This window comes from Duganella sp. CF517, assembly GCF_900110275.1.
Classification (GTDB): domain Bacteria; phylum Pseudomonadota; class Gammaproteobacteria; order Burkholderiales; family Burkholderiaceae_D; genus Rugamonas.
The window spans coordinates 561,358-585,973 of record NZ_FODC01000001.1 but is presented as its reverse complement, the minus strand read 5'-3'; the positions used below and the strand labels follow the sequence as shown (position 1 = coordinate 585,973).

The 24,616-nt window shown below is 64.9% G+C and carries 25 protein-coding genes and 1 tRNA gene; 9 read left to right on the top strand and 17 right to left on the bottom strand.

Annotation, left to right across the window (positions count from 1 at the left end; genetic code table 11):
• Positions 1 to 7: 7 nt before the first annotated feature.
• Positions 8 to 1,642, bottom strand: a complete 1,635-nt coding sequence (locus BMX85_RS02465; protein ID WP_090314094.1) for a Na+/H+ antiporter — start codon at positions 1,640 to 1,642, stop codon at positions 8 to 10.
• A gap of 117 nt (positions 1,643 to 1,759) precedes the next feature.
• On the opposite strand from BMX85_RS02465, the gene BMX85_RS02460 reads away from it, so the two are divergent.
• The 3 genes from BMX85_RS02460 (at position 1,760) to BMX85_RS02450 (ending at position 3,760) form a co-directional block, all read left to right on the top strand.
• A tRNA-Gly gene (locus tag BMX85_RS02460) sits at positions 1,760 to 1,835 on the top strand.
• A 267-nt stretch (positions 1,836 to 2,102) separates the two neighbouring features.
• Entirely contained in the window at positions 2,103 to 3,074 is a 972-nt protein-coding gene (locus tag BMX85_RS02455; protein WP_090314093.1) for a chemotaxis protein, read from the top strand.
• 104 nt (positions 3,075 to 3,178) lie between these two features.
• Entirely contained in the window at positions 3,179 to 3,760 is a 582-nt protein-coding gene (locus BMX85_RS02450; protein WP_090314092.1) for a DJ-1/PfpI family protein, read from the top strand.
• Here the strand turns inward: BMX85_RS02450 and fghA are convergent.
• Positions 3,750 to 4,601, bottom strand: a complete 852-nt coding sequence (fghA, locus tag BMX85_RS02445) for an S-formylglutathione hydrolase (protein ID WP_090314091.1) — start codon at positions 4,599 to 4,601, stop codon at positions 3,750 to 3,752. The two genes, BMX85_RS02450 and fghA, sit on opposite strands and share 11 nt — an antisense overlap.
• 87 nt (positions 4,602 to 4,688) lie before the next feature.
• On the opposite strand from fghA, the gene BMX85_RS02440 reads away from it, so the two are divergent.
• Positions 4,689 to 5,876 (top strand): cation:proton antiporter, encoded by a 1,188-nt coding sequence (locus tag BMX85_RS02440; protein ID WP_090314090.1) that lies wholly within the window; start codon positions 4,689 to 4,691, stop codon positions 5,874 to 5,876.
• Positions 5,877 to 6,995: a YbdK family carboxylate-amine ligase gene (locus tag BMX85_RS02435; RefSeq protein ID WP_090314089.1), complete on the top strand. Its 1,119-nt coding sequence runs from the start codon at positions 5,877 to 5,879 to the stop codon at positions 6,993 to 6,995.
• Between the two features lie 85 nt (positions 6,996 to 7,080).
• On the opposite strand, the gene BMX85_RS02430 is transcribed toward BMX85_RS02435, so the two are convergent.
• Both BMX85_RS02430 and BMX85_RS02425 read right to left on the bottom strand, forming a co-directional pair.
• Positions 7,081 to 8,085, bottom strand: a complete 1,005-nt coding sequence (locus BMX85_RS02430) for a gamma-glutamyl-gamma-aminobutyrate hydrolase family protein (protein WP_229210253.1) — start codon at positions 8,083 to 8,085, stop codon at positions 7,081 to 7,083.
• Between the two features lie 67 nt (positions 8,086 to 8,152).
• Positions 8,153 to 9,064, bottom strand: coding sequence for a LysR family transcriptional regulator (locus tag BMX85_RS02425; protein ID WP_090314088.1), 912 nt, complete (start codon positions 9,062 to 9,064; stop codon positions 8,153 to 8,155).
• 230 nt (positions 9,065 to 9,294) lie between these two features.
• Here BMX85_RS02425 and BMX85_RS02420 point away from each other — a divergent pair, with 230 nt between their 5' ends.
• Positions 9,295 to 10,281 (top strand): Lnb N-terminal periplasmic domain-containing protein, encoded by a 987-nt coding sequence (locus BMX85_RS02420; RefSeq protein ID WP_090314087.1) that lies wholly within the window; start codon positions 9,295 to 9,297, stop codon positions 10,279 to 10,281.
• 18 nt (positions 10,282 to 10,299) lie between these two features.
• Here the strand turns inward: BMX85_RS02420 and BMX85_RS02415 are convergent, their stop codons facing one another.
• The 7 genes from BMX85_RS02415 to BMX85_RS02385 all read right to left on the bottom strand — a co-directional run bounded on the left by BMX85_RS02415 (position 10,300) and on the right by BMX85_RS02385 (position 16,785).
• Positions 10,300 to 11,001, bottom strand: a complete 702-nt coding sequence (locus BMX85_RS02415; protein WP_090314086.1) for an ABC transporter ATP-binding protein — start codon at positions 10,999 to 11,001, stop codon at positions 10,300 to 10,302.
• A complete protein-coding gene (locus tag BMX85_RS02410) occupies positions 10,994 to 11,719 on the bottom strand; it encodes an ABC transporter ATP-binding protein (RefSeq protein ID WP_090314085.1) in 726 nt (241 codons plus the stop codon). Before BMX85_RS02410 ends, BMX85_RS02415 begins: the two co-directional genes overlap by 8 nt.
• Entirely contained in the window at positions 11,712 to 12,704 is a 993-nt protein-coding gene (locus BMX85_RS02405) for a branched-chain amino acid ABC transporter permease (protein WP_090314084.1), read from the bottom strand. Before BMX85_RS02405 ends, BMX85_RS02410 begins: the two co-directional genes overlap by 8 nt.
• Complete coding sequence (locus tag BMX85_RS02400; RefSeq protein ID WP_090314083.1) at positions 12,701 to 13,573, bottom strand: branched-chain amino acid ABC transporter permease; 873 nt, start codon at positions 13,571 to 13,573, stop codon at positions 12,701 to 12,703. Before BMX85_RS02400 ends, BMX85_RS02405 begins: the two co-directional genes overlap by 4 nt.
• Before the next feature lie 22 nt (positions 13,574 to 13,595).
• Complete coding sequence (locus BMX85_RS02395) at positions 13,596 to 14,759, bottom strand: ABC transporter substrate-binding protein (RefSeq protein WP_090314082.1); 1,164 nt, start codon at positions 14,757 to 14,759, stop codon at positions 13,596 to 13,598.
• A gap of 21 nt (positions 14,760 to 14,780) precedes the next feature.
• A complete protein-coding gene (locus BMX85_RS02390) occupies positions 14,781 to 16,379 on the bottom strand; it encodes a class I adenylate-forming enzyme family protein (RefSeq protein ID WP_090314081.1) in 1,599 nt (532 codons plus the stop codon).
• Positions 16,380 to 16,461: 82 nt separating this feature from the next.
• Positions 16,462 to 16,785, bottom strand: coding sequence for a flagellar basal body rod C-terminal domain-containing protein (locus BMX85_RS02385; RefSeq protein WP_090314080.1), 324 nt, complete (start codon positions 16,783 to 16,785; stop codon positions 16,462 to 16,464).
• Positions 16,786 to 16,958: 173 nt separating this feature from the next.
• On the opposite strand from BMX85_RS02385, the gene BMX85_RS02380 reads away from it, so the two are divergent.
• From BMX85_RS02380 to trxC, 3 genes are all read left to right on the top strand, one after another.
• On the top strand, positions 16,959 to 18,590 hold the full coding sequence (locus BMX85_RS02380) for an OFA family MFS transporter (RefSeq protein ID WP_090314079.1): 1,632 nt from the start codon (positions 16,959 to 16,961) through the stop codon (positions 18,588 to 18,590).
• Positions 18,591 to 18,882: 292 nt separating this feature from the next.
• Complete coding sequence (locus BMX85_RS02375) at positions 18,883 to 19,524, top strand: phasin family protein (protein ID WP_090314078.1); 642 nt, start codon at positions 18,883 to 18,885, stop codon at positions 19,522 to 19,524.
• Between the two features lie 118 nt (positions 19,525 to 19,642).
• Positions 19,643 to 20,104 (top strand): thioredoxin TrxC, encoded by a 462-nt coding sequence (gene trxC, locus BMX85_RS02370; RefSeq protein WP_090314077.1) that lies wholly within the window; start codon positions 19,643 to 19,645, stop codon positions 20,102 to 20,104.
• Here the strand turns inward: trxC and BMX85_RS02365 are convergent, their stop codons facing one another.
• From BMX85_RS02365 to mdcC, 6 genes are read right to left on the bottom strand one after another with little or no spacing between them, the layout of a single operon-like run.
• Positions 20,105 to 21,028 (bottom strand): ACP S-malonyltransferase, encoded by a 924-nt coding sequence (locus BMX85_RS02365; protein WP_177196630.1) that lies wholly within the window; start codon positions 21,026 to 21,028, stop codon positions 20,105 to 20,107.
• A 2-nt stretch (positions 21,029 to 21,030) separates the two neighbouring features.
• Entirely contained in the window at positions 21,031 to 21,960 is a 930-nt protein-coding gene (gene mdcB, locus BMX85_RS02360; RefSeq protein ID WP_090314076.1) for a triphosphoribosyl-dephospho-CoA synthase MdcB, read from the bottom strand.
• Positions 21,960 to 22,616: a malonate decarboxylase holo-[acyl-carrier-protein] synthase gene (gene mdcG / locus BMX85_RS02355; RefSeq protein ID WP_229210252.1), complete on the bottom strand. Its 657-nt coding sequence runs from the start codon at positions 22,614 to 22,616 to the stop codon at positions 21,960 to 21,962. The genes mdcB and mdcG overlap by 1 nt, the downstream gene beginning before the upstream one ends.
• Positions 22,617 to 22,653: 37 nt before the next feature.
• Positions 22,654 to 23,370, bottom strand: coding sequence for a biotin-independent malonate decarboxylase subunit gamma (gene mdcE / locus BMX85_RS02350; protein WP_090314074.1), 717 nt, complete (start codon positions 23,368 to 23,370; stop codon positions 22,654 to 22,656).
• Position 23,371: 1 nt separating this feature from the next.
• Positions 23,372 to 24,304: a biotin-independent malonate decarboxylase subunit beta gene (locus BMX85_RS02345; RefSeq protein WP_090314073.1), complete on the bottom strand. Its 933-nt coding sequence runs from the start codon at positions 24,302 to 24,304 to the stop codon at positions 23,372 to 23,374.
• The gene (mdcC, locus tag BMX85_RS02340) at positions 24,301 to 24,615 is read right to left on the bottom strand and encodes a malonate decarboxylase acyl carrier protein (RefSeq protein WP_090314072.1); all 315 of its coding nucleotides are present in this window, start codon (positions 24,613 to 24,615) and stop codon (positions 24,301 to 24,303) included. Before mdcC ends, BMX85_RS02345 begins: the two co-directional genes overlap by 4 nt.
• Position 24,616 lies beyond the last annotated feature (1 nt).

Genomic DNA, 24,616 nt, shown 5'->3' with positions numbered 1-24,616 from the left:
TTGGCTGTCAGCGGTAGCGCGTTTCCATCAAGTCGATCTCGCGTACCAGTTTACGCGAGATCGCGTCGGAAATGCGGTCGGTGCGGGCCAGGTCGAAGACCGCGCGCCGTTCGGCCGCCAGCGCCGCCAGCCGCAGCTCGTTCTCGGCATGGTCGGTCTTGCGCCACTCCGAGTCGTCATCCCGGTCCACCTCGCTGAGCCGATGCTCGTAGAACGCGATCACGCGCGCCGCCGCATGCGGATAGACCTCGGGGTCGATGCAGGTTTCCGCCGCCATCAGCGAGACCTGCGTTTTCTCGATGGCGGTGATCGCCGCGTTGGCCGCTTCGCGCCGCGCCAGGTCTTCCTCCTGCTGTTCCTCCGGCTCGGCCGGGAAGGTCATGCCAGACAACAGGCGTGGCAGGGCGATGCTGGCGGTCAGCAGCGAAATCAGGATCACCGAACAGGCCAGGAAAATGACCAGCGCGCGCGCCGGGAAGGGTGCGCCACTGGGCAGGGCCAGCGGCAACGTCAGCACGCCGGCCAGGGTGATGGTGCCGCGCGCGCCGGCCAGGGTGGTCGCCAGCAGCAGGCGCGGATTGATTTTCTGGCGATCCTGCTGGCGGATCTTCTGCTTGAAGATGGTCAGCCGCAGCGAGGCCCACACCCATGCCATGCGCAGCACCAGCAGGCCGGCGGTGATGGCGAAGGCGTAGATGACCAGCCACCACGGGTTAAGGTGGCCGCTTTCCATGATCGACAGGCTGGCGCCCCGGAAGATGTCGGGCAGTTGCTCGCCGAGCAGCACGAACATCACGCCATTGAGCGCGAACTGCACCGTATCCCACACGGCGGAGCGCTGGATGCGGGTGTTGGCCAGCGCGTGGCCGCTCAACTCCACGTAGCTCATCGTCACGCCGGCGGCGACGGCGGCCAGGATGCCGGAGCCGTGCAGGCGCTCGGCCACCAGGTAGGCGCCGAACGGCAGCAGCAGATTGACCAGGATCGGCGACCCGGTCGGCTCGCCGAAGCGGCGCGACAGCCAGCGCTGCGCCCACGTCACGGCCAGGGTGACGCCGACGCCGGCGCCGATGCCGGCCACCACCAGCCAGACGAAGGTGATGGCGGCCGTGCCGACCGAGAAGCTGCCGGTCATCGCGGCGGCGACGGCGAAGCGGAAGCACACCAGGCCACTGGCGTCGTTGAGCAGCGATTCGCCCTCGAGGATGTGCATCAGGCGTTTGGGGATCGGCGTGTTGGAGGCGATCGAGCTGACCGCGATCGGATCGGTCGGCGAGATGATGGCCGCCAGCGCGAAGGCGACCGGCAGCGGCATCGCGGGAATCAGCCAGTGGATCAGGAAGCCGGCGCCGACGACGGTGAAGATCACCAGGCCCAGGGCCAGCTCCAGGATCGTGCCCTTGTCGCGCAGCAGGCCGCTTTTGGGTATGCGCCAGCCGTCGAGGAACAGCAGCGGCGGCAGGAAGGCCAGGAAGAACAGCTCCGGTTCCAGGTCCACGCCGTGCGACGACTTGGCGGCGATCAGCGCTCCCAGCGCGATCTGCACCAACGGCAGCGGTATCGCCGGCGGCAGCAGCCGCTTGATATAGGCGCTGGCCACCACCGCCAACAGCATCGCCAACACAACTTCGATTGAATCCATTCCCATCCTTTTCCATTGCAAACCGCTACCAAGCTTACACTATCGCCCGTCCCGTAAAAAGTTGGCGGCGAGCACTGGTCAAGCGGGAATCTTTCTGTCATAATCTGGCCTCTCCATGCGGGAGTAGCTCAGTTGGTAGAGCGCAACCTTGCCAAGGTTGAGGTCGAGAGTTCGAGACTCTTCTCCCGCTCCAGAATTCCTTTGTGACCATCGATTCCGATCCGGCTCACCATCAAGAAACTAGTTATATGCTTGCAAAAAGAAACCCATGAGGTTTCTTTTTTTATTGGCAATGTTTTGCGCTTCTCCGACCCACAACCGTTGTATATCGTGCTTTAAATCAATATCCTGGGGCCCAAAATGTGACGCAAGCGTGTTGCTCCCGCTATACTGGAAACGCAATGGAAGCAAGCCCGCCGTGGGCCATTTCCTATCAGCGGACCCCAGTGGAGAACAATCTATGAAATCAGTTCAGCAGGAAGTGGATGAGCGCAGTAATTTAACAAATTCCAACAAGTTCGAACTGCTGCTGTTCCGTTTGGGCGGCGACGCCAACGGTCAACATTCCGAGTTGTTTGGTATTAACGTCTTCAAAATCCGCGAGATCGTCGCGATGCCGGAAGTAACCGCAGTGGCCGGATCCCCGCCACATATGCTGGGCGTCGTCAATCTGCGCGGTCAAATCATTACGGTGCTCGATTTGCCGGGCATCGTGGGTGTGACCCCAAAAACCGGTCTGAATATTATGTTGGTCACCGAATTCGCGCGCACCACGCAGGCGTTCGCGGTCGAATCGGTGGATGAAATCGTGCGCCTGGACTGGAGCCAGGTGCTGACCGCCGAAGGCACGGCCGGCGGCAAAGTGACCAGTATCGCGCGCGTCGACGGCGACGTGCAGAACACCCGCCTGGCGCAGGTGCTCGACGTCGAAACCATCTTGCGCGAGCTGGTGCCGCCGGAAGGCAAGGACGTCGATCCGGAAACCATCGGCCCGAAAGTGCTGCTGAAACCGGGCGCCGTGATCCTGGCGGCCGACGACTCGGTGGTCGCGCGCAACCTGATCGAAAAAGGTCTCGATGCGATGGGCGTGCACTTCATCATGACCAAGTCGGGCAAGGAGGCGTGGGAGCGCCTGCAGCATATCGCCGACGGCGCCAAGGCCGAAGGCGTGGCCATCACCGACCGCGTGGCCATGGTGCTGACCGATCTGGAGATGCCGGAGATGGACGGCTTCACGCTGACTCGCCTGATCAAGCAGGACGCGCGCTTCTCCAAGATTCCGGTGGTGATCCACTCCTCGTTGTCGGGCAAGACCAACGAGGACCATGTCAAGGGCGTGGGCGCCGACGCGTATGTGGCCAAGTTCTCGGCCGAGGACCTGGCGGGCACCATCCGCACGGTGATCGCCAAGGCCGCCGGCGCAGCCGCCTAAGCGTCACCACCAGCGTCCGCGAACGAATCAGGGTAGTATCGAAGGGCCGTGACGGCGACGTCGCGGCCCTTTTTTCATATAACCCGTTCTCGAAAGGACATACCGTGGCAGCTAAGAAAATTCTGTTTCTGACGGGCGATTTTGCGGAAGACTACGAGACCATGGTGCCGTTCCAGGCGCTGCAGATGGTTGGGCACACGGTGCACGCGGTCTGCCCCGGCAAAAAGTCTGGCGACACCATCAAGACCGCGATTCACGATTTCGAAGGCGACCAGACCTACACCGAAAAGCCGGGCCACCTGTTCGCGCTCAACGCCAGCTTCGACGACGTCGACGTGGCCAAGTACGACGCGCTGATGATCGCCGGCGGCCGCGCGCCCGAGTACCTGCGCCTCAATCCGCGCGTGATCGCCATCGTCCAGGAGTTCGCGGCCGCGTCCAAGCCGATAGCGGCGGTGTGCCACGGCGCGCAATTGCTGGCGGCGGCGGAGGTCATACGCGGCAAAAAAATCTCGTGCTACCCGGCCTGTTCGCCGGAAGTCAAACTGGCCGGCGGCGAGTACGCCGACATCGCGGTCGACCAGGCGGTCACCGACGGTAACTTCGTCACCGCGCCCGCGTGGCCGGCGCACCCCGCGTGGCTCGGCCAGTTCCTGCGCGTGCTCGGAACCGAAATCAAACTGTAGCGAGGTTGCGGGCGTGGAAGCGTATGTGGTCTTCCATGAACGTCGAGATGAAGTAGTAGCCATGGTCGTAACGCGCATGCCGCCGCAGCTCCAGCGGCTGCGCGGCGCTGCGGCAGGCTGCCTCGAACGCCTCCGGATACAGCTGCTCGGCCAGGAATTTGTCGCCCAGTCCCTGGTCGATCAGGATGCCGGCCGGGAAGGGCGTTTTCAGATCGGCCATCAATAGGCTGGCGTCGTATTGCGCCCACGCGGCGGTGTCGTCGCCGAGATAGCCGTTGAACGCCTTGTGGCCCCATGGGCACTTGGTCGGCGCCGCGATCGGCGCGAACGCCGACACCGAGCGGAACACGTCCGGCCGTTTCAGCGCCATCGTCAGCGCGCCGTGGCCGCCCATCGAGTGGCCGAAGATGCCGAGGCGCGCGCCGTCGACCGGCAGCTCATTGACCACCAGCTCGCGCAGCTCGTGGATGTAGCTGTACATGCGGTAGTGCCGCGACCACGGCTCACGCGTGGCGTCCAGATAGAAGCCGGCGCCGACGCCGAAATCCCAGCTGTCCGCCTCGCCGGCGACACCGGCGCCGCGCGGGCTGGTGTCCGGCGCGACGAGGATCAGCCCCGCCTGCGCCGCCGCGCGCTGCGCGCCGGCCTTGGTCATGAAGGTCTCTTCGTTGCAGGTCAGCCCCGCGAGGTAGAACAGCGCCGGCATGCGGCTTTGATCGCCTTCCTGGCGCTCCGGAATGAAGACCGAAAAGCGCATCGGCAGGCCGATCTCGCGCGAGTCGTGGCGGTAGAAACGCTGGGTGCCGCCGAAGCAGGCGTGTTCACTGATTAGTTCAAGCATGTGGTTTTTCCTATGTTCCCTAGCGAACAGTCGTGGTGCGGTTTATCGGCCATAATAATCGAAGTATGGTTTACAGAGGAGAAGTACATGCCGGATATTCAGGTCATCATGGCCGATTTGGGCTGGCCGTTCGCGATCGCGCTGGCTTGGCTGTCGGGAGAATTTCTGCATCGCTGGACTAAGCTGCCACGCATCAGCGTCTACGGCATCGTCGGATTCTTACTTGCGCAAGCGTTCCCCGCCGCGCTCAGCAGCGGCGCCTCCAGCACCGTCACCACCCTGGCCAATCTGGCGTTCGGACTGATACTGTTTGAATTCGGCTACCGCATCAATCTGCGCTGGCTCAGAATTAATCCGTGGATCGCGGTCAGCGGCCTGGCGGAATCGGCGGCCACTTTCGCCGCGGTTTATTTCATCGCTTATCTGACCGGCATGCCGTCGCTGACGTCGCTGTTGCTGGCGTCGCTGGCCATGTCGACATCGCCGGCCGGCGTGCTGCGCGTGATCAATGAGCAGAACAGCTCCGGCCAGGTCACCGAGCGCGTGCTGCACCTGGTCGCGATCAACTGCGTGCTGGCGGTGTTCGTCTTCAAGGTGGTGGTGGGCTTCTGGGTATTCCAGACGTCCGGCAGCCTGCCGCAGGCGATTTCGCATAGCCTGATCGAATTGGTGGTGTCGGCCGTGATGGGCGCGTTGATGGGCTTTGTGGTCCCGGCCCTGTTGCGCCGCCTCGGCGCGCTGGCGCAGGACGGCACCGTCGCCTTTGCGCTTGGCGTGGTGCTGCTGGTCGCCGGCGCCGGCGCCTTCGATGTTTCGCCGGTGCTGGCCACGTTGACCTTCGGCCTGGCCGCGCGCCATAGCCGCGTCGCCTTCAGCCGCACCGAACGCAATTTCGGTGGCATCGGCGAATTGCTGACGGTGCTGCTGTTCGTGTTCGCCGTCTCCACCCTGGAGTGGGAGCGCGTGGTCGATGGCGCGGGCCTGGGCATCGTGCTGCTGCTGGCGCGCTTCCTGGTCAAGACGGCCAGTGTTGCCGCTTTCGCCAAGGTCGGCGGCATCTCGTGGCGCAAAGGCGTGCTGACCGGCGTCGCGCTGGCGCCGATGTCGGTGTTCGTCACGCTGCTGCTCGAACAAACCAAATACATGGGGATTGTGCTGGTCGACGAACTGGCGGCGCTGGCGGCGATGACGCTGCTGCTGGAAGTGGTCGGACCGATCGTCACGCAACGTGCGCTGATCTGGGCCAATGAAACCCAGATCAAGGAGGAAAAGTAAATGCCATTAGAACCGTTCAACACATCGCAACCGCTGACGATGGGCGTGGAGCTCGAGCTCCAGCTGATCAGCCTTTCGGACTACGACTTGACGGCGTCCAGCCCGGACCTGCTGCACCTGTTGGGACGCAAGCCGTTCCCCGGCAACGTCACGCCTGAAATCACCGAGAGCATGATCGAGATTAACAGCGACGTGCACACCAATCACACCGAACTGGTGGCGCAGTTGCAGCTGATCCGCGACACCCTGGTCACGGCCGGCGAACAACTGAACATCGGTATTTGCGGCGGCGGCACGCACCCGTTCCAGAAATGGTCGGACCGGAAGATCTTCTCCAAGCCGCGCTTCAAGGAAGTGTCGGAGCTGTACGGCTATCTGGCCAAGCAGTTTACGATCTTCGGCCAGCACGTGCACATCGGCTGCGCCAACGGCGACGACGCGCTGTTCCTGCTGCATTCGCTCAGCCGCTACGTGCCGCACTTCATCGCGCTGTCGTCATCGTCGCCGTACGTGCAGGGGAACGACACGCTGTTCAACTCCGCGCGTCTGAATTCGGTGTTCGCGTTTCCGATGAGCGGACGCGCGCCGTTCGTGCAGAACTGGGCGAGCTTCGAGAACGAGTACTTCGCCAAGATGGAACACACCGGCGTGATCAAGAGCATGAAGGACTTTTACTGGGATATTCGCCCCAAGCCGGAATTCGGCACCATCGAGCTGCGCGTGTGCGACACGCCGCTGACGGTGGAACGGGCGGCCGCGCTGGCGGTCTATCTGCAATCGTTGTGCAGCTATCTGCTGGAGCGCCGGGAAGAGGCGCCGGCCGAGGATGACTATCTGGTGTATAACTACAACCGCTTCCAGGCCTGCCGTTTCGGACTGGATGGCACGCTGGTGCATCCGAAGAGTTACGAGAGCCTGTCGCTGCGCGAGGATATCCTGACCACCCTGCGCAAGATGGAGCCGTATGGCGCCAAACTAGGCGCCACGGCCGGTTTGCAGCACCTGATGCAGGTCACGCACGAGGGCAGCGACGCGCATTATCTGCGCCAGCAGTTCGATCGTAGCGGTAGCGCCGAGGGCATGGTCGACGCGGCGATTCAGCGGTTCCGCGGCCGATAATCGGCGGTGTTGGCGGATGGCGGCGGACCAGGCGGAATGCCGCAAGCCGCCACGATCCGCCTGCGGCCCACCCGCAAATCTAGCTCTAAAACCGCGTCTCCCGCGCCACGCGCAGAAAGTTATCCAAAATCCCGGTGCAGTCGAGCAGCTCGACGCCGCCGGCGCTGTGGAACTCCGGGTGCCACTGCAATCCCATCACGAACGGCGCCTTGCGATACCGGATCGCCTCCACCATATTATCCGGCACCGACAACGCCTCCACCACCATGTCGCGGCCAAGCGTCTTGACGGCCTGATGGTGGATCGAATTGACCAAGCCGGTCTGATGTCCCTTGAACAGTTTGCTCAACGACGACCCCGCCGGGAAGCTGATCTCATGCCGGTTGCGGTCGTAGTCATCGTTCACGTGCGCCAGCGAATCCGGCACGTCCGAAGCGATATCCTGGTACAAGGTTCCGCCGAACGCCACATTGATCAGCTGGCAGCCACGGCAAATGCCCAGCACCGGCTTGCCGGCCTCGACGAACTCGTGCAACAACTCGAGCTCGTACATGTCGCGCGCGCGGTCGCCGCCCCATTCCGGCCGGGTCGGCGTTTCCGAATAACTCTGCGGTGACACATCGGCGCCGCCCTGCAGCACCAGGCCGTCGAGGTGGCGCGCGTAGTCGCGCAGGCGGATGTTGGAAGGGTGCAGCAGGCCGTCGGTGTTGACCGTCGGGATCATGAACACCAGCACGTCGCGCGACATGACCCACTGCGCGATCGATTCCTCCAGATATTGAAGGTTCTTGCTGCGCAGCCCGGTGGCGCCCGCTTCCGGGTGGAAAATCCGCGCCGAGACGCCGATGTGCAGCGGCCGCTGGATGATGTGGCGGGTGACCGAGGCGGCGACCCGGCGGTAGCGCGCCATGATGACCCGGCCCCACAGGCTGAAGACGTTGTCGCCCGGATCGAGATAGCGGGGCGTGCCGACCTCGGGACGCGCCGAGCGGCGCTCGTGGTCGCTGGCGCGGCGGTGTGGCGTTTGCTGCACGTGCACGTCTTCTGGCGGTACGTCAATGATGTCCTTATCGTCCGGCCCGGTGCTCATGCTGTCCCTCGATTTACTGTTGACATGATGCCAGTGTGCCATACACCGGCGTCGGCGGTCGCCCGCTTCACAAATCCTTACAACTGTCGGACTTCACGAAAGCGAGCAAGGCGTCGGCGAAACCGGCCACCAGCGGATCGGCCTCGCGCAGGCAGACCAGGCCGACGGACGATAGCAACTTGCCGTTTGCCAGCGGCACGAAACGCACGTCCGCCGGCGCCATCAACCGCATGCATTCGGGAACGATGGCGATGCCCAGGTCGGCCGCGATCAGGCTCAGTTGCGACGATTTGCGCGACAGCGCCCGCGCCGGCATCGGAAAGAAACCCTGCTCCAGGCAGAGGTTGGCGACCAGGTAGCTCAGGCCGCCACGGTCCTTGTGCGGGATCGAGATGAACTTTTCCTTGCTCAGGCTGGCGAGTTCGACGTTGTCGAGCGCGGCCAGCGGCGAGTTGTGCGATACCGCCACCATCAGCCGCTCGGTCGACACTTCGCGCACGTGGATGTGCGGATATTTGCGCAAGGTCGGCAGGCGGATCAGGCCGATGTCGGCGCGGCCTTCCTCGATATCGAGTGTCTGGTTTTCCGACGGCGCCATCGACACTTCCAGGGTCACGCCCGGGAATTGGTCGAGCAGCCTGGCAATGGCGGCGGTCAGGGCGGGCGTCAGGATCACCGAGCTTGAATGCTGAAGCCGGATCACGCCGCGCGCGCCGAGTCCCACTTGGCGCGCCTGCACCACCGTGTCGTCGATGTCGTCGAGGATGCGCTTGCCGCGCTCGAAGAACAACTGGCCGGCCGGTGTCAGCTCGATATGGCGCGAGTCGCGCGTCAGCAACTGCGTTTGCAGCTCGTCTTCCAGTTCTTTGATCTGGCGGCTCAGCGCCGACTGGGCGACGTACAGCTTTTCGGCCGCGCGCGAATAACTTCCCGCCTCGACGATTTCAACGAAGTATTTGAACTGTTTAAGCGATATCACCGTGTATGCCGTTTCGAGATAGATGGCCGCCGTATTTGATATTGGCTTGAATAGGGCGGCGCCGTTAAAGTGAAGCGTCTCTTCTTCATTTACGGAACCGCCATGTTGGAGCTTATCGGAATAATCGGCATGGTATTGAGTATTGCAGTAAAACTGATATGCGTCCAGATCGGGTGCGGCAGCGGCAAAGACGAACACGAGGATTGAAGTGGCAGCCCATATAATTGGGCATGAATAAAAATAATCTTCGTATCGCCGCACGCGTGCTGGCGTCGGTGGTGCTGTCGGTGTTCGCTACATGGGGCGGGCTGGCACTGTGGTTTCAGCTGCCCGTCCTGCGGCTGCCGGTGGTGGTGGCGTGGGGCGTGGGCGCCGTCGTCACGCTGGTGCTGTGGTGGCGCAAGCGCGACGGGCGCGTGGCGCTGCCATGGCTGGCCGCGATGATCGCGCTGATGGCCTGGTGGAGCACCTTGCAGCCGACGCACAACCGCGTGTGGGCCGACGACGTGTCGCGCATGGTCACTGGCCAGGTGCAAGGTAGCGTGGTCACTCTGGACCAGGTGCGTAATTTCGACTGGCGCAGCGATACCGACTACACGCAGCGCTGGGAAGCGCGCAGCTACGACCTGGATCGACTGCGTTCGGTCGATGTGGCCATGTCCTACTGGATGGGGCCCGCGATCGCGCACACGCTGGTGTCGTTCGGCTTTGCCGATGGCCGCTATCTGACGTTCTCGATCGAGATCCGCAAGCAGCGCGGCGAGAGCTTCGACGCGATCGCCGGGTTTTTCAAGGGTTTCGAGACGGTGCTGATCGCCGCCGACGAACGCGATATCCTGCGGGTGCGCACCAACGCGCGCGGCGAGGACATGTATTTGTACCGGTTGAAGATGCCGCCCGAGGCGATGCGCTCGTTGTTCCTGGCGTATCTGGAGGAGGGCGCGACGCTCAAGCGCGAGCCGCGTTTCTACAATACGTTGACGGCCAACTGCACCACGATCATTTTCGAGATGGCGCGCCGCATCGATCCGGGATTGCCGTTCGACTGGCGCCTTCTGGCTTCGGGTTACCTGGACCGGTATATGTTCGATATCGGCGCGTTGGCCGGCGAGCAGAATTTCGAGGCGCTGCGCCGGAACGCACATATCACCGAACGCGCCCGCGCCGCCGACAAGGCCGAGGATTTTTCAGCCCGCATCCGGACAGTTCCCAGATGAGGCATCGCCCGGCTTCTTCTAGCGCGCGAAATACAGCTGGTTCACACGATCGAGGCTGACTTCCCGCGCCCGCTGCGACAGCACGACTTTCCCGCTCTGCATCAGGTAAACATGATCGGCGATGCCGATCGCCCGTTCCGTATTCTGCTCGACCAGAATAATGGTGCGCCCGCCGGCCTTGAGCCGCTCCAGCGTCTCGAACACCTCGTTGACGATCACCGGCGCCAATCCCAGCGACGGCTCGTCGACAATCAACAGGCGCGGCTCGGACATCAAAGCGCGCGCCATCGCCAGCATCTGCGCCTCGCCCCCCGACAGCAAACCGGCCAACTGCGCCCGCCGCTCGCGCAGACGGGGAAACATCAGGTACGACTTCTCCAGCCGCGCTTTGACGTGCGCCCGGTGCGACGGATGATATGCGCCCATGATCAGATTCTCCTCGACGCTCATGTCGCGGAAGGTCAAACGGTCCTCGGTGATCAGCGCCACCCCATGGTCGGCCATATGCCAGGTCGGCGTGCCGTTCAACCGGTTGCCATCGAGACGGACCTCGCCACCGTTCACCTGCAGCAGTCCCATGATGGTGCGCAGCAAGGTGGTCTTGCCGGCGCCATTCGGTCCGATGATGGCCGTCAGCTCGCCGGCCTGCGCGCGCATCGACACGTCCCACAGCACATTGATGGCGCCATAACCGGCGCGCACCCGGTCCAGTTCAAGCATTGCCGGCTCCAACCGTGGTCCCGGTATAACTGCGCATCACCTCCGGATCGCGGAAGACGGCATCCGGCGTGCTGTCGGCGATCAACTGGCCGAAGTTGAGCACCACCACCCGCGCGCACAAGGCGCTGATGGTCTCGATATCGTGCTCGATCATGACGATGCCGACCCCGAAGCGCGTATGCATCTCCCTGAGCATCTCCATGAAGCGGCGCTTGCCCGTGGTCTCCAGCCCGGCCAGTACTTCGTCGAGCAGCAGCAGCTTGGGCGACGTCGCCAGCGCCTTCGCCACCTCCAGCGCCTTCAACTCGGTCAGCGACAGTTCGGTGGAGGCGTCGCGCGCGGCCTTGTCGGCCAGGCTGGTGAACTCCAGGATCTCGTCGATCTGCCGCGTATCGATTTTCTCCGCGCCGAAGCGCTGCGCGACGATCAGGTTCTCGCGCACCGTCAGCTCATGCATTGGCTGCGGCACCTGAAAGGTGCGGCCGATGCCGAGCCGCGCGCGCCGGTACAGGGGCGTGCGCAGCACGTCGTGGCGATCGAAACGAATGCTGCCGCCCGTCGTGCGCACCAGCCCCGAGATGGCGTTGAACAGCGTGGTCTTGCCGGCGCCGTTGGGACCGACCAGTCCAACCACGTCGCCGCTGCCGACGTTGAGCGTGACGTTGTTGACCGCCGTCAGGCCGCCGAAGCGCACCGAGAGGTTGTTCAGTTCAAGCATGGTCGTTCCTTCCTGGCTTGGATGCGGACTTTTGCAGCAGCGGCAGCAGACCGGTGGGACTGAAGATGATCATGGCGACCAGCAGGCCTCCCAGCACCAGTTGATGGCCGGTCGGGATCAGTGCCTTGAACACCAGCTGGTCGAGCAGATACACCACCAGCGCGCCGAGCACCGGTCCGGCGATGGTGCGGTAGCCGCCGAAGATGGCGGCGACGATGGGCAGCGTCACCCAGACCCCGGAGAACGCGTAATCCGGTTCGAGGAAATTCAGGTAATGGGCGTTGAACGCGCCCGCCACGCCGGCCATGAAGGCCGACACCATCAGCATCACGCCTTTGAGCAGCGTGCTGTTGACGCCGACCACGCGGGTTGCGTCCTCGCTGCCGTGCATGGCGCGCAGGGCCAGGCCGTAGTGGCTGGCGCGGATGGCGCGGAAGGCCAGCGCGAACAGCAGCACGATGGTGAGGATGACCAGGTAGGCGCCGGTCTTGCCGCCCATGTCGAAGCCGAACAAGCTCCGTGGCACCGCCGGCAGCACCGGAATATTGCCGATGCCGCCCGAGCCACCCGTCGCCGACGTCCATTCGGTGGCGACGATGCGGAAAATGTGGGCGTACGCCAGGATCGCCAGCGCGAAATAGGGGCCGCGCAGGCGCAGCACCGGCAGCATCGCCAGCGAGGCGATCACCGCGCCGGCCCCGCCCAGCGCCATCCCGGCCGGCACCGGCATCCCCGCCTTGAGCGTGACGATGGCCGAGACGTAGGCGCCGACGCCGAAAAAGGCGCTGTGGCCGAAGCTGACCATGCCGCCCAGATTGCCCAGCAACGCCCACGACAGCGCCACGCAGCCGATCACCAGCGCCGCCACCAGCATGCTCATGATGTACTGATTCGCTCCGAGCAGCAGCGGCACGGCGACGTAGCCGACGGCCAGCAGCGCGATGAACGGCGTCCAGCCGCGTCCCGCCGTGAACCGGCCGCTCATCCGCGCCTCCGGCTTGTGCCCATCAAGCCATTTGGCATCACGAACAGCACCAGCAGGAACAGCAACATGCCGGCCAGCTCCTGCAGGGCCGAACTGGCAAGGGTGACGGTCAGCGCCTCGGCCACGCCGAGCAGCACGGCGCCGAGCAGCACGCCGGGAATCGAACCCACGCCGGCCAGCACGGTGATGATGAAGGCCTTGACGGTCAGCGCGCCGCCATATGCCGGCTGGATCACGCCGTAGCTGTACAACGCCACGCCGGCGAATCCCGCCAGCATGCCGGCGACGATGAAGGACACCAGTTCCGTGCGGCCCGGCGCAATCCCCATCAACTTGGCCGCCTCGCGGTTGCTGGAGACGGCGCGCAGCGCGCGGCCATACCAGCTGCGCGACAGCCACCACCACAACGCCGCCATCAGCAGCAGGCTGACGATGAAGAACGCCGCTTCGCCGCGCATGCTGTACAGCGGGCCGACGACGAACGCTTCCTGCAGCCAGCTGGAACTGGTCGAGCGCACGTCGGCCTTCCAGATCAGCAGGATCAGGTTGGTCATGACCACGCCGATGCCGAAGGTGAGGATCAGCGAATTGATCTCGCGGTCGTGGCGGATGCGGCTGACGATGCCGTACACGCCGGCCGACGTCAGGCTGACCACGATCACGGCGATCGGAATCGCCCATGCGGGATTGAGTCCCAGCGCCGATTCCACCGTGTAGGCGATGTAGGCGGCCAGCAGCACCAGCTCCCCGTGGGCGAGGTTGATCACCCGCATGGTGCCGAACACCAGCGCCAGTCCCAGCGCGATCAGCGCGTAGGAGCCGCCCTGGAGCAAGCCGGAATACAGCGCCTGCAGTATCAGGTCCGTCATGCGCGGGTGTCCCCGTCCGGGATCACCATGGCTTTCCCGGATAGACCATCTTGCCGGTGGCGTTGGCCGCCGGCCAGACGATGACGATGTTCTTGCCCTGATGCTGGGCCATGCGGTGGACGAAGTTCAGGTTGTCGCCATTGGCGCCGAACTGCACGCGGCCGATCAGGGTTTCGCGGTCGGTCTTGCGCAGCTCCTCGGCGACGCCGCCTTTTTTGACCGTGCCCTTGTCGGCGGCGCGCGCGATGGCCTCGAACAGCAGCATCGATTGCACGTAGCCGAACTGGCCCAGGTAGTCCGGCTCCTTTTTGTACAAGGCTTTGTAGGCGGCGGCAAAAGCCTTGCCGTCGGCCGTGTCGAAGGTGGCGGGGAAGGGCAGCAGCGCGGTCCCGAACACATTGGGCATCAGGTCGGGGAATTCGGCCGCCATCTTCGGCGTGGCCAGCGACCACACGCCGATCAGCGCGTTGACGGGCGGCTTGAGCACGCGCGCCGCGCGCAGGATGCCGACGTAGTCGTTCTCGTAGCCGACCATTAAAATCACTTCGGACTTGTCCTGCAAGCGGATCTTGTTGACGATCGGCTTGAAGTCGGTGATGGCCGGGTCGAACGAATGCGCGGTGGCCTTCACGCCCTTGGCCGCCAGCGCCTTTTGCACCGAGTTGGCCAGGTCGGACGTGGCTTCCTTGGTCGAGAAGACGATGGAGACGCTCTTGGCGCCCATCTCGGCCAATGTCCCCAGCACGGCTTTCTCGTAACCGGCGGTGTTATTGATGCGGAAAAAATTCTTGCGGCCGCTGTTGACCAGGCTATCGTCGACGCCACCGGAGGTGATATACGGCAGTCCCAGTTTGTTGGCCGCGTCGGAGGCGGGCGAGATGTTATTGGAGCCGTAGCCGCCGGTGATGGCGATGGCGCCGTCGCTGGCCAGCTTCTCCACCGCCGCCACCGCCTTGGCGGGCGCCGACTCGTCGTCGATGGTGACGATTTTGATCTTGTGTTTGCCGTTGCCCTTGTTGAAGACATCGGCGGCGACCATCACGCCTTCCTGCATGCCGGCGCCCACCCGCGCCAGCGTGCCGGTCAGCGGCAACTGCGCGCCGACGACGAATTCCTCCGCTTGCGCGCGCGACCCGATTGCCGCCACCGCCGCCATCAGTGACGCTGCCGCTATTATTTTTTTCATGACCGTCTCCACCCATTTAGGTTATTTTTGTGCCAGTTGCCGCAGCCGTCCTTTCAAGATCTTGCCGGTCGTTGCAGCTGGCAGTGTTTGCATCGCGATGATCTCCGACGGGCATTTGTAAGGCGACAGCCGGCCCGCCAGGTACTGCTGTAGTTCCATGGTCAACTCGGCGGTCGAACCGCCGTGGCGCGGGTCGAGTTCGACGAAGGCGACCACCTCCTCGTTGCCGTCGCCCTGTTTCGAATCGCGGCCCACCACCGCCGACTGCGTCACCGCCGGATGGGCGTTGAGCACCGTCTCCACTTCCAGCGGATAGACGTTGAAGCCGGAGCGGATGATCAGCTCCTTGGTGCGGCCGACGATGAACAGCGCGCCGTCGGCTTCCTGGCGCGCCATGTCGCCGGTGTTGATCCAGCCGCCGGGGCGCATCGCCGCCGCCGTCAGTTCCGGCTCGCGGTAGTAGCCCAGCATGATGTTCGGGCCGCGCACCCATAGCTCGCCGTCGGCGCCGGCGGCCACGTCGCCGCCCGTCTTGTCGACCACGCGCACCTCGACACCCGGAATCGCCATGCCGACCGAGGCGTCGCCACGCGGCGCGTCCAGGCGCGTCTGGCTCACCGTCGGCGAGGTCTCGGTCATGCCGTAGCCGTTGTGCAGCGCCACGCCCAGCAGGTGCTCGACCTGCGTTTTCAGGCTGGGCGACAGCGGCGAGCCGCCGGCGTAGGCGAAGCGCAGCCGGTTTTCCAGCCGGCGCGGTAGTCCGTCGTCGCCGCGCCCGAGTTTCTCCAGCAGGCGCGCGTACATCGCCGGCACGCCTTGCAGGATGGTCAGGCGGTCGTCGCGGATCGCCGCGATCAGCGCATCGGGCGTGAAGCGCGGACACAGGTACAGGCAGGCGCCCGCGTACAGGGTGCCCAGCATGACCGAGGCCAGGCCGTAGACGTGCGTGATCGGCAGCACCCCGTAGGCGCGGTCGTCCGGCGTCAGGCCGCGCAGCGTACTCGAAATGGCGGCGATGAACAAGAGGTTGCGGTGCGTGAGCATCACGCCCTTGGGATTGCCGGTGGTGCCGGTGGTGTAGATCAGCGCCGCCACCTGGTGCTCCGGCGAGGCGTGCGGCGCTTCCCGGGCGCCGCCGGCATGTAACGCGCCGATCATCCAAGGATGGTCGTCGAAGGGCGGCTGCGCCGGCTCGGCGCCGTGGCGCCGGCCGTGGGCCGTGGTTTCGGGGGAGGCTGGTGTCGACGTGTAGATCACGCGCCGCGCGCCGCTGTGGCCGAGGATCTGGTCGACCTCGCGCGCGGAAAGGCGGCCATTGACGTGGACGATCCAGGCGTCGATGTCGGCGGCGGCGAAGGTCAGCACCACTTGGGCGGCGCAGTTCTCGCCGACCACCATCAGGCGGTCGCCGGCGCGTACATCGAGCTGGCGCAGCAGCCGGGAAGTTTGATCGACCGCCGCCGCCAGTTGCGCGTAGCTCCAGTGCCGGCGGCCGTCGTGCAGCGCCGGCGCCTCCGGCGCGCGCGCGGACCAGCGGCGCGGGATGCCGCTGATGCGGTCCGGCAGCGATGCCAGCACCTGCTCGACGTCGATACCGGCGTTGACGCCTATGCCGTTCATCCGGCCCGCGCCGCAATTTTTTGGTCTGTTGTCATGGTCTCCCTTTCGGAAGCCCCCAATGTGCCGATTCGGCCAGACCCTGTCAAGCTTTGATGTCGATCAGCGTGCCGAGGTTTTGGTCGGCGGCCTGTATCACTTTGGCCGACAGGTCGAACTGCGCTTTGTAAACCAGCGAGTTGGTGGCCTCGGTGGCGAAGTCGGTGCCGCTGGTTTCCGACGACTGCATCTGCCGCGCCTGGACCGACAGCGTGACGCCGCCGCCGGCTGGCGAGCTTTCCTGGAACGAGGCGCGCGCCGGTTGAAAGCCGGCGGTGCTCATGTTGGCGACCGAATGCGCGCTGTTGGCCAGCGCGCCGGCGCTGGCTTGCAGGCCAGTGGCCGCAGTGTGGATGGTAGATATCGCCATGATAGTTACTTGCCTGTTATTACCCTATGGAAATCAACTCAAGTGTAGCTCAAATATTGCCCGTGCGTACGTTAACTAGATCGTTAGACAATAAATTGGTTCAAAAACCGCCGTTTCTATGCTACGCTGCGCGCCTTAGTTGTTTTTGAGAAATAATCAGGGGAGTAGTAATCATGGCGTTTTTTGATTTTCTGGAGAAGGACCGCACGATCGCGGGTTCCGGCTTCAACCGCTGGCTGGTGCCGCCGGCGGCGTTGGCGATCCACCTTTGCATCGGCATGGCCTACGGGTTCTCCGTGTTCTGGCTGCCGTTGTCGCGCGCGGTCGGCGTCACCGAGCCGCTGGCCTGCGCGGCCGAGATGGATTTGATGGCCCGCATCCTGTCGTCGACCTGCGATTGGCAGATCTCGATGCTGGGCTGGATGTACACGATGTTCTTCGTCTTCCTCGGCCTGTCCGCGTGGCTGTTCGGCGGCTGGCTGGAACACGCCGGTCCGCGCAAAGCGGGCGTGGTGTCGGCGCTGTGCTGGTGCGGCGGTTTGGTGATTTCGGCGCTGGGCGTCTACCACCACCAGATCTGGCTGATGTGGATCGGTTCCGGCGTCATCGGCGGCATCGGACTGGGTCTCGGCTACATTTCGCCGGTGTCGACCCTGATCAAATGGTTCCCGGACCGTCGCGGCATGGCGACCGGCATGGCCATCATGGGCTTCGGCGGCGGCGCGATGATCGGCGCACCGCTGGCCGACATGCTGATGAAGCACTTCGCCACCGACGCCGGCGTCGGCGTCTGGCAAACCTTCCTGGCCATGGCGGCGATCTACTTCGTCTTCATGATGGCGGGCGCGCTGTCGTACCGCGTGCCGGCCACCGGCTGGAAACCGGCCGGCTGGGCGCCGCCGGCGACCAACGCCAACGCCATGATCACCACCCGCCACGTCCACGCCAGCAAGGTGTGGGGCATTCCGCAATTCTGGCTGGTGTGGCTGGTGCTGTGCCTGAACGTGACGGCCGGTATCGGCATCCTGGGCATGGCCTCGCCGCTGCTGCAGGAGATCTTCGGCGGCCAACTGCTGGGCGTGGGCACCGCGTTCAACGAGCTGACCCTGGCGCAGAAGGGCCAGATCGCCGCCATCGCCGCCGGCTTCACCGGCTTGCTGTCGCTGTTTAACATCGGCGGCCGCTTCGTGTGGGCGTCGTGCTCCGACTTCCTGGGCCGCAAAGTCACCTACGGCATCTTCTTCGTGCTGGGCTTCGCGCTGTACGCGTCGATTCCGTCGATGGCGCACGGCGGCCACCTGCCGCTGTTCGTCGGCTTCTTCTGCATCATCCTGTCGATGTACGGCGGCGGCTTCGCCACCGTGCCGGCCTACCTGGCCGACCTGTTCGGCACGCAGATGGTGGGCGCCATCCACGGCCGCCTGCTGACCGCATGGGCCGCCGCCGGCGTGTTCGGCCCGATCCTGGTCAACTACGTGCGCGAATACCAGATCGCCAACGGCGTGCCGAAGGCCCAGGCCTACGACTTCACGATGTACGTGCTGGCCGGCCTGCTGCTGGTCGGCCTGGTGTGCAACCTGCTGGTGCGTCCGATCGCCGACAAGCATTTCATGACCGACGCCGAACTGGCGGCCGAGAAGAAGCTGGCGCACGAGCGCGACGCCGCCGCATCGACCGGCGCGGCCGCCGCGTCGGGCGGCGCCACCAGCCCGATCGCGGTGGCCTTCGGCTGGCTGGCCGTCGGCATCCCGATGGCCATCGGGATTTCCATCACGGTGCAGAAGGCCTCGGTACTGTTCAAGTAATGCCGTAGTTTCCAGCGGCGCAAAGGGCCGGTTCAGCTTGTGCTGAACCGGCCCTTTTCATTGTCCGGGGGTTGCGGTATGTCATGGGCGGCAGACATTGATGGTGACGTAGGGCAAAACAGGCGGGCCATTTATTGAAAGGACGGGTCGGTGCACGTTTGATCTAGATCATATGGCGCGGGTGGGGCTGACGTAGCCTTGGCATTCGCGCTGCAGACGCGTCGTCGAAAACCGGATCGACACAACCGCTGGATTTCAAGACACCCCCCTTTACTTTTTTCGAGGCATACTTATGTATCCATTTTCCCAGTCAGTGACCCCCGCCGCCAGAACCCATCTGGAAGCGCAATTGTCGTTCTTTAACGACATGTCGAAGTCCTTGTTCCGTACCGTTCAGCAATACAGCGATTTGAATATTCAACTGGCGCAAACCCTGCTGGAAGAAAGCACCACGACCGGCCAGCAATTCATCACCGCGAATCGCCCGACCGAGGCGATCGCCGCAGCGGCGGCGCACGCCCAGCCGGCGGCCGAAAAGCTGCGCGCTTATCAGCAGCACCTGTCGCGTATTGCCGCCGACACCCAGGTTGACCTGTCCAAAGTCGCCGAAGAGCACGTACAGGAAACCAGCCGCACCGCCCGGGCGCTGGCCGATGAGGTGGCCCGCGTGACGTCGGAGGAAACCGAAAAAAACCTGCGCAGCCAGCAGGATGCGGTCAGCAAGTTCACCGATCCATTCATGAATCAGTTCGACGGCGCGCGCCAGCCGCGCGGCACCGAAGTGCGCGGCAGCCAGTCGCTGCAAAGCGGCGGCCAGAACGGCGCCGAAAGCCCGACGGGCAGCATGCAGGGTGGTCAAGCCACCCAAGCACAAACGGCGGCACAGGCGGCCGCGCAGGGCAGCAAGCAAGCCGGAGCCCGCAAGGAAACTTGATACCGGTTGTAATAAAATAAAATGAGGTTTGCCGTGTGCGGGGTCGAGGATCACCGCGCGCGGCATTTTTTTCGTCCATGCTTTATCATGGCCAGCTTATGCTGTCTGGAGATAGGGTATGACAACTTCCACCACCGCGCAGCCGGAATCGCTGCACATCGTTTGTCCACATTGCGACGCGGTCAACCGCCTGCCCGCCGCCAGGCTGTCGGCCGAGCCGGTGTGCGGCAAGTGCCAGCGCGCGCTGTTCACCGGCCAGCCGGTCGATCTGTCAAGCGCGCGCTTCGCCAAGCATATCGAACGCAGCGATATTCCGGTGCTGGTGGATTTCTGGGCGCCGTGGTGCGGTCCATGCCGGACGATGGCGCCGTTTTACGCGCAGGCGACCCAGCGGCTGGAGCCGCAGTTCCGCGTCGTCAAGGTCAACACCGAAGAGGCGCAGGATTTGTCGGCGCGCTATGCGATCCGCAGCATTCCAACCTTGGCGTTGTTCCGCGGCGGGCGGGAAATCGCGCGCCAGCCGGGGGCGATGGATGCGTCCAACATCGTCGCGTGGGCCACGCAGAACAACCGGGGATGATTATTCGGCCGCGCGGTCCAGCCATTTCCCGATGCCGTCGAGCGTGCGGAAATCCGCGATCGAGCGGGTGTTGATGTGCGGGTGGCGCGCCTGCAGCATTTTCGTCAGCGCCGATCCGGGACCGAGTTCCAGCGCGTAGGTGATGCCCGCTTCCGCGCACGCATCCATGCAGGCGAGCCAGCGGATTTTTTCCGCCATTTGGCGCGACAGCACGTTCACCGCTTGCTCTTTGCTATCGACGGCCGTCGCGTCGATGCCGGCCAGGACCGGTGCGGTCATCGGGCCGAACGCCGTTTGCCGCAGCGCGTCGGCGAACGGCCGCACGGCGTCCTGCATGAACGGCGTGTGCGATGCCACTTCGACCGGCAACAGCGTGCATCGTCCTCCCGCCGCGATGGCGTCCGTCTCCAGCTTCCGCGCTGTTTGTGCCAGGCCTCCGGCGACGCAGGCGTCGTCGCCGGTTTCTATGCTGATATGAAAGGCGTGCGACGTCGCCAGTTCTTCGAGCCGCTTTAAGCTCAGACCCGACAACGCCAACAGCGCCTGGCCAGGATGGGTCCCCAGGCACGCGTCCATCAATTGCGCGCGCCGGGCCGCCAGCCCGGTGGCTGTCACGGCGTTGAACGCGCCGGCCACGCCGTAAGCCGCAAGCTCGCCGATGCTGTACCCGGCCACCAGCGCCGGCCGCGGCGCGAATTCCCGGATCGCTTCCCACATGCCCAGGGTGGCGGCCACGATCAAAGGCTGTGCGTTGCTGTTGGCGTAAATGTCCGCGCCATCGAAAACCCGCGGCATGGCTGCGGACAGGCCGTCGATCAGTGCGGCCGCGCTGGCGCTGGTGCGCGCCAGGTCGAACATCTGCGCATGCTGGCCGCCCTGCCCGGGGCAGAGCAGCAGCAGGCGTGGTTGGGCGCCGTATGCCATCGTCAGCGCCTTTCCGCGTCCAGCGCGGCGATGGCCTGCACAAGACAGCTTGCCGCCAGCAGATCGGCGGCGCCGCCCGGTGACAGTCGCCGCTTCACGAACAGCTGATGGCTGGCCAGCGCCTGGCCGAGCCAGTCGGCGCGCGCGGTGCCGCCGGCGTCGATGAAGCGCTGCGCGTGCTGCCGAACCGTCTGTGCGCCTTGCGGGCCGGCGCGGTGGTAGACGTTGCTGTCGCTGATGTGCGCCATCAGCGCGAACAGCGCGTCGATGCGCGCCAACGTCATCGTCGCGCCGCGCGCGCGCGAGGCTTGCAGCGCCGGCACGCCGATTTCGAACACCGACGGCAGGCCAAGCGCACCTTCCTCGCGCGCGCCGCTCGCCGCGTAGCGCGCCGCCACGCGCAAGCCGTTGCTGTTTGCCGCTGCGGGTGCGGACGGCGCGCTGGCGTGCATCGCCAGTTCCTCGCCCCAGCGTATCAGCATGGTGGCGCGCAGCGCGGCCGGCGCCATCGGCGTGCCCTGTGCGCGGGCGCGGCCCGCCGCCGCGCACAGCAACCCAAGGCTGAAGATGGCGCCGCGATGGGTGTTGATGCCTCTCGTCGCCTTCAGCATGGATTTTTCCGCGGCGATGCCAAGTTGCTTCAACCTGGCGAAGGGCGCATCGTTCAATCCCGCCAGGCAGATGTCTTTGAAATAATGGCGCAGCGAGAACAGGCTGCGCATGAAGGTGGCCGCGTTCATGTCGTCATGGCTGCCCGAGTCGACCAGCGACACCAGTCCCGGTTTCGGATAGAGACATAGTTCGGTGTACAGGCTGCCGACGGCGAGCCGTGCGATCTCGCGGGCGAAGCGTCGCTGTGTCGAAACGCCTGGCGGTCGTGCCGCGTGGGGAATGAGCGCGTGGGTAACGGCGGCAGGGATGGCCGGGCGCATTACGACGGCTCCAGCAGCGCCAGCAGCGACGCGGTGTCGGCCAGACGCACCGCGCCCAGTTCCTTGACGATCACCTTGGCGGGATTGGCGATGGCCATCCGCCACTCCTTCCACGATACGGCCGCGCCGCCGGGGAAAACGATCTCGCCGTCGAGCGGCAACTGCGCGGCATGACGGGACAACATGGCCAGGCCGTCCTCCAGCTGCCGCCGGCTGGTCGGATGAAACAGGATATCGACATCGGAGGTTTCCGACACATAGGGGAGCTCGGTGATCGCCTCCATCGCCAGCGAGCCGTAGGCCCGCAGATGCATGCCCGCAGCGTCGCGTTGGAGCGCGGCCAATTGCGCGCGCCAGGTGCTTGGCGACGCGCGCAGCACGGCCGCCAGCTCCATCGCCGTAGCCGATTTTTTGATATGGGCCACACGCGCCCTCAGCGAAATGCGCGTTTTCTGTCCGCTGTCCTCATCGGGGGGCAACGGCAGTCCAAGGCAGATTTCGTCCGGCGCCGCGTCGGCGTCGGCGCGCCGAACGATCACCGGCCATGATTGGATTTGCCATAGCCTGAAGGCGGCCCTGTGCTGCGGTTCGTCGGTGGCCTGCGCGGCCAGCCAGCCGGCGTCGTCGAGCCAGACGAGCATATGGCGTTCCAACATGGGGACCGTTGTTCCGGCCCCGGGCTTGCCGGCTTGGTCAGGCGGTGCGTACATCGCCGTCCGTCATCACCGCGTCGATCACCGGCTGCGCCAGGCGTCGCCCGCCGCGCTCGAGGCCCAGCGCGCTGCGGCGGTCGCCGGCGGCCGGTTCGGCCAGCGCCGCCTTCAATTGCGCCGCCAGATCGCCTTCCCAGATCGCCTGCAGGCCGCCCATGCGCAGGTAGTTCTCCGGTCCCGGCGCGAATACCGGATTGTCTTGCGCCAGTTCCGTCAGGCGTTCCTCCGGCACCTTGGTGATGCGCGCCATCGCCGGCAAACCCATGACGCGGATGGTGGCGTCGGGCAGGGCGTAGCAGGCGTCGGCCATCAGACCGCTGGTGATGAAGCCACCCGACAAGGCCTGGTCGTACACCAGGCCGATGATCTTATGGCCTTTGCGCCGCGCCAGGTCGACGCATTTGCCCAGGTGGGCCATATAGCTATTGATGCCTAACATTTCGTCGCGATGACGCAAACGCTGGCCTTGCGTATCGATCAGCATCAGGATCGGCTTGCCGGGGAGTTCACGCACGGTGTGCAGGATGCCGCGTGCCTGCGCCAGCGCGATCTCCACGCCGATCGGCGTGTGGCCGGTGGTGCCGATGACGGCCAGGGTTTGGCCGTCCACCTGTCCGCTGCCGGACAGGAAATCGTCTTTTTCGACGATCGAGTGACCTTGCGGGAACAGCGCGTCCGCCAGTTTTTTCCAATCCATGTCAGGCTCCCATGCGGCGCGCCGCGGCCACCGCGATAAAACTATCCACTTCCAGCATCGGCACGTTGGCCGCGTCGGGTATCTGCATCGCGCTCCAGATGTCGACCGGATCGGGCAGGGCGCCGAAGCGGGCGATACGTCCGGTAAGCATGTGCTGCTCGGCCTCCAGCGCCTCCAGCGTCAGTTCAGCGGGCTGCGTGGAATACTCGGCCACCGCTTGCTGCGCGGCGGCGCGGAAGGCCGCGATGTCGTCGGCGACGATGCGCTGGCAGTCGCCCATCAGATAACGGTGCTTGCCGCCGGTGCTGCGCCAGACCAGCGCGCGGTCGCGCGAATCGAATTCCTCGACGCCGTTGGCGGTTTCGATCACTTCCGGACCGGACATCGCCAGCCGGCCTTCCTCCGACATCACCACCACGTTGGCGCAGCGCGAGACGATGCCCATGCCGCCGAAGGCGCCGTTGGAGCCGCCCACCAGCACGATCACCGGTACGCCGGCGGCGCGCGCGTCGAGCAGGGCGCGCATCACTTCCGACACCGCGATCAGGCCGGCGTTGGCCTCGTGCAGGCGCACGCCGCCCGATTCGACCAGCAGCACCACCGCGGCCACCTTGTCGGCGACGGCGCGGCGCAGCAGTCCGACCAGTTTGGCGCCATGGACCTCGCCCACCGCGCCGCCCATGAAGCCGCCTTCCTGCGCGCCCGTGTAGACCGGCACGCCGCCCAGCAAGGCGCGGCCGACGGCCACGCCGTCGTCGAACGCCACCGGCGCGTTGAGCTGGCCCAGATGCGGGCTGACGACGCGTTTGTACGGCGGCAGGAATTCCTCGAAGCTGCCGGCATCGAATAGCGACTGCAGGCGCTCGCGCGCGGTCGCCTCCTGATAACTGACGGCGCGGATTGGGTTCACGTCCGGATTCACGGCGCTGTTCATGATGCATCTCCCAGCATCGTTTGCACGGCCTGGTCGAGCCGCAGGCTGACCACGGCCGGCGTCGCGCCCATGTCGTTGATCGAGATACGGGTGTCGGCCAGCATCCAGCGAGCGTGGAAGTCGTTCATCACGGCTTGCCAGATCGGGCCGAAGCCCACCGCCGCGGTGGTGATCTCGATGGTGCAGGCGCCGTCGAGCGCCGCCGGCTCGATCAGCACTTCCAGATTGCCGGAACCGACCACGCCGACCACTTGCGGGTCGGTCTTGAGGCGGCGGGTTCCTTGCTCGAATCGGTAGTTCAGGGTTTCCATA

What these genes read in the sequence shown, in the direction of transcription:
- BMX85_RS02465 (WP_090314094.1), bottom strand. Translation starts at nt 1,642, where the DNA reads ATGGATTCAATCGAAGTTGTGTTGGCGATGCTGTTGGCGGTGGTGGCC.
- BMX85_RS02455 (WP_090314093.1), top strand. Translation starts at nt 2,103, where the DNA reads ATGAAATCAGTTCAGCAGGAAGTGGATGAGCGCAGTAATTTAACAAAT.
- fghA (WP_090314091.1), bottom strand. Translation starts at nt 4,601, where the DNA reads ATGCTTGAACTAATCAGTGAACACGCCTGCTTCGGCGGCACCCAGCGT.
- BMX85_RS02440 (WP_090314090.1), top strand. Translation starts at nt 4,689, where the DNA reads ATGCCGGATATTCAGGTCATCATGGCCGATTTGGGCTGGCCGTTCGCG.
- BMX85_RS02435 (WP_090314089.1), top strand. Translation starts at nt 5,877, where the DNA reads ATGCCATTAGAACCGTTCAACACATCGCAACCGCTGACGATGGGCGTG.
- BMX85_RS02430 (WP_229210253.1), bottom strand. Translation starts at nt 8,085, where the DNA reads ATGAGCACCGGGCCGGACGATAAGGACATCATTGACGTACCGCCAGAA.
- BMX85_RS02420 (WP_090314087.1), top strand. Translation starts at nt 9,295, where the DNA reads ATGAATAAAAATAATCTTCGTATCGCCGCACGCGTGCTGGCGTCGGTG.
- BMX85_RS02415 (WP_090314086.1), bottom strand. Translation starts at nt 11,001, where the DNA reads ATGCTTGAACTGGACCGGGTGCGCGCCGGTTATGGCGCCATCAATGTG.
- BMX85_RS02410 (WP_090314085.1), bottom strand. Translation starts at nt 11,719, where the DNA reads ATGCTTGAACTGAACAACCTCTCGGTGCGCTTCGGCGGCCTGACGGCG.
- BMX85_RS02405 (WP_090314084.1), bottom strand. Translation starts at nt 12,704, where the DNA reads ATGAGCGGCCGGTTCACGGCGGGACGCGGCTGGACGCCGTTCATCGCG.
- BMX85_RS02400 (WP_090314083.1), bottom strand. Translation starts at nt 13,573, where the DNA reads ATGACGGACCTGATACTGCAGGCGCTGTATTCCGGCTTGCTCCAGGGC.
- BMX85_RS02395 (WP_090314082.1), bottom strand. Translation starts at nt 14,759, where the DNA reads ATGAAAAAAATAATAGCGGCAGCGTCACTGATGGCGGCGGTGGCGGCA.
- BMX85_RS02390 (WP_090314081.1), bottom strand. Translation starts at nt 16,379, where the DNA reads ATGAACGGCATAGGCGTCAACGCCGGTATCGACGTCGAGCAGGTGCTG.
- BMX85_RS02385 (WP_090314080.1), bottom strand. Translation starts at nt 16,785, where the DNA reads ATGGCGATATCTACCATCCACACTGCGGCCACTGGCCTGCAAGCCAGC.
- BMX85_RS02380 (WP_090314079.1), top strand. Translation starts at nt 16,959, where the DNA reads ATGGCGTTTTTTGATTTTCTGGAGAAGGACCGCACGATCGCGGGTTCC.
- BMX85_RS02375 (WP_090314078.1), top strand. Translation starts at nt 18,883, where the DNA reads ATGTATCCATTTTCCCAGTCAGTGACCCCCGCCGCCAGAACCCATCTG.
- trxC (WP_090314077.1), top strand. Translation starts at nt 19,643, where the DNA reads ATGACAACTTCCACCACCGCGCAGCCGGAATCGCTGCACATCGTTTGT.
- BMX85_RS02365 (WP_177196630.1), bottom strand. Translation starts at nt 21,028, where the DNA reads ATGGCATACGGCGCCCAACCACGCCTGCTGCTGCTCTGCCCCGGGCAG.
- mdcB (WP_090314076.1), bottom strand. Translation starts at nt 21,960, where the DNA reads ATGCGCCCGGCCATCCCTGCCGCCGTTACCCACGCGCTCATTCCCCAC.
- mdcG (WP_229210252.1), bottom strand. Translation starts at nt 22,616, where the DNA reads ATGTTGGAACGCCATATGCTCGTCTGGCTCGACGACGCCGGCTGGCTG.
- mdcE (WP_090314074.1), bottom strand. Translation starts at nt 23,370, where the DNA reads ATGGATTGGAAAAAACTGGCGGACGCGCTGTTCCCGCAAGGTCACTCG.
- BMX85_RS02345 (WP_090314073.1), bottom strand. Translation starts at nt 24,304, where the DNA reads ATGAACAGCGCCGTGAATCCGGACGTGAACCCAATCCGCGCCGTCAGT.
- mdcC (WP_090314072.1), bottom strand. Translation starts at nt 24,615, where the DNA reads ATGGAAACCCTGAACTACCGATTCGAGCAAGGAACCCGCCGCCTCAAG.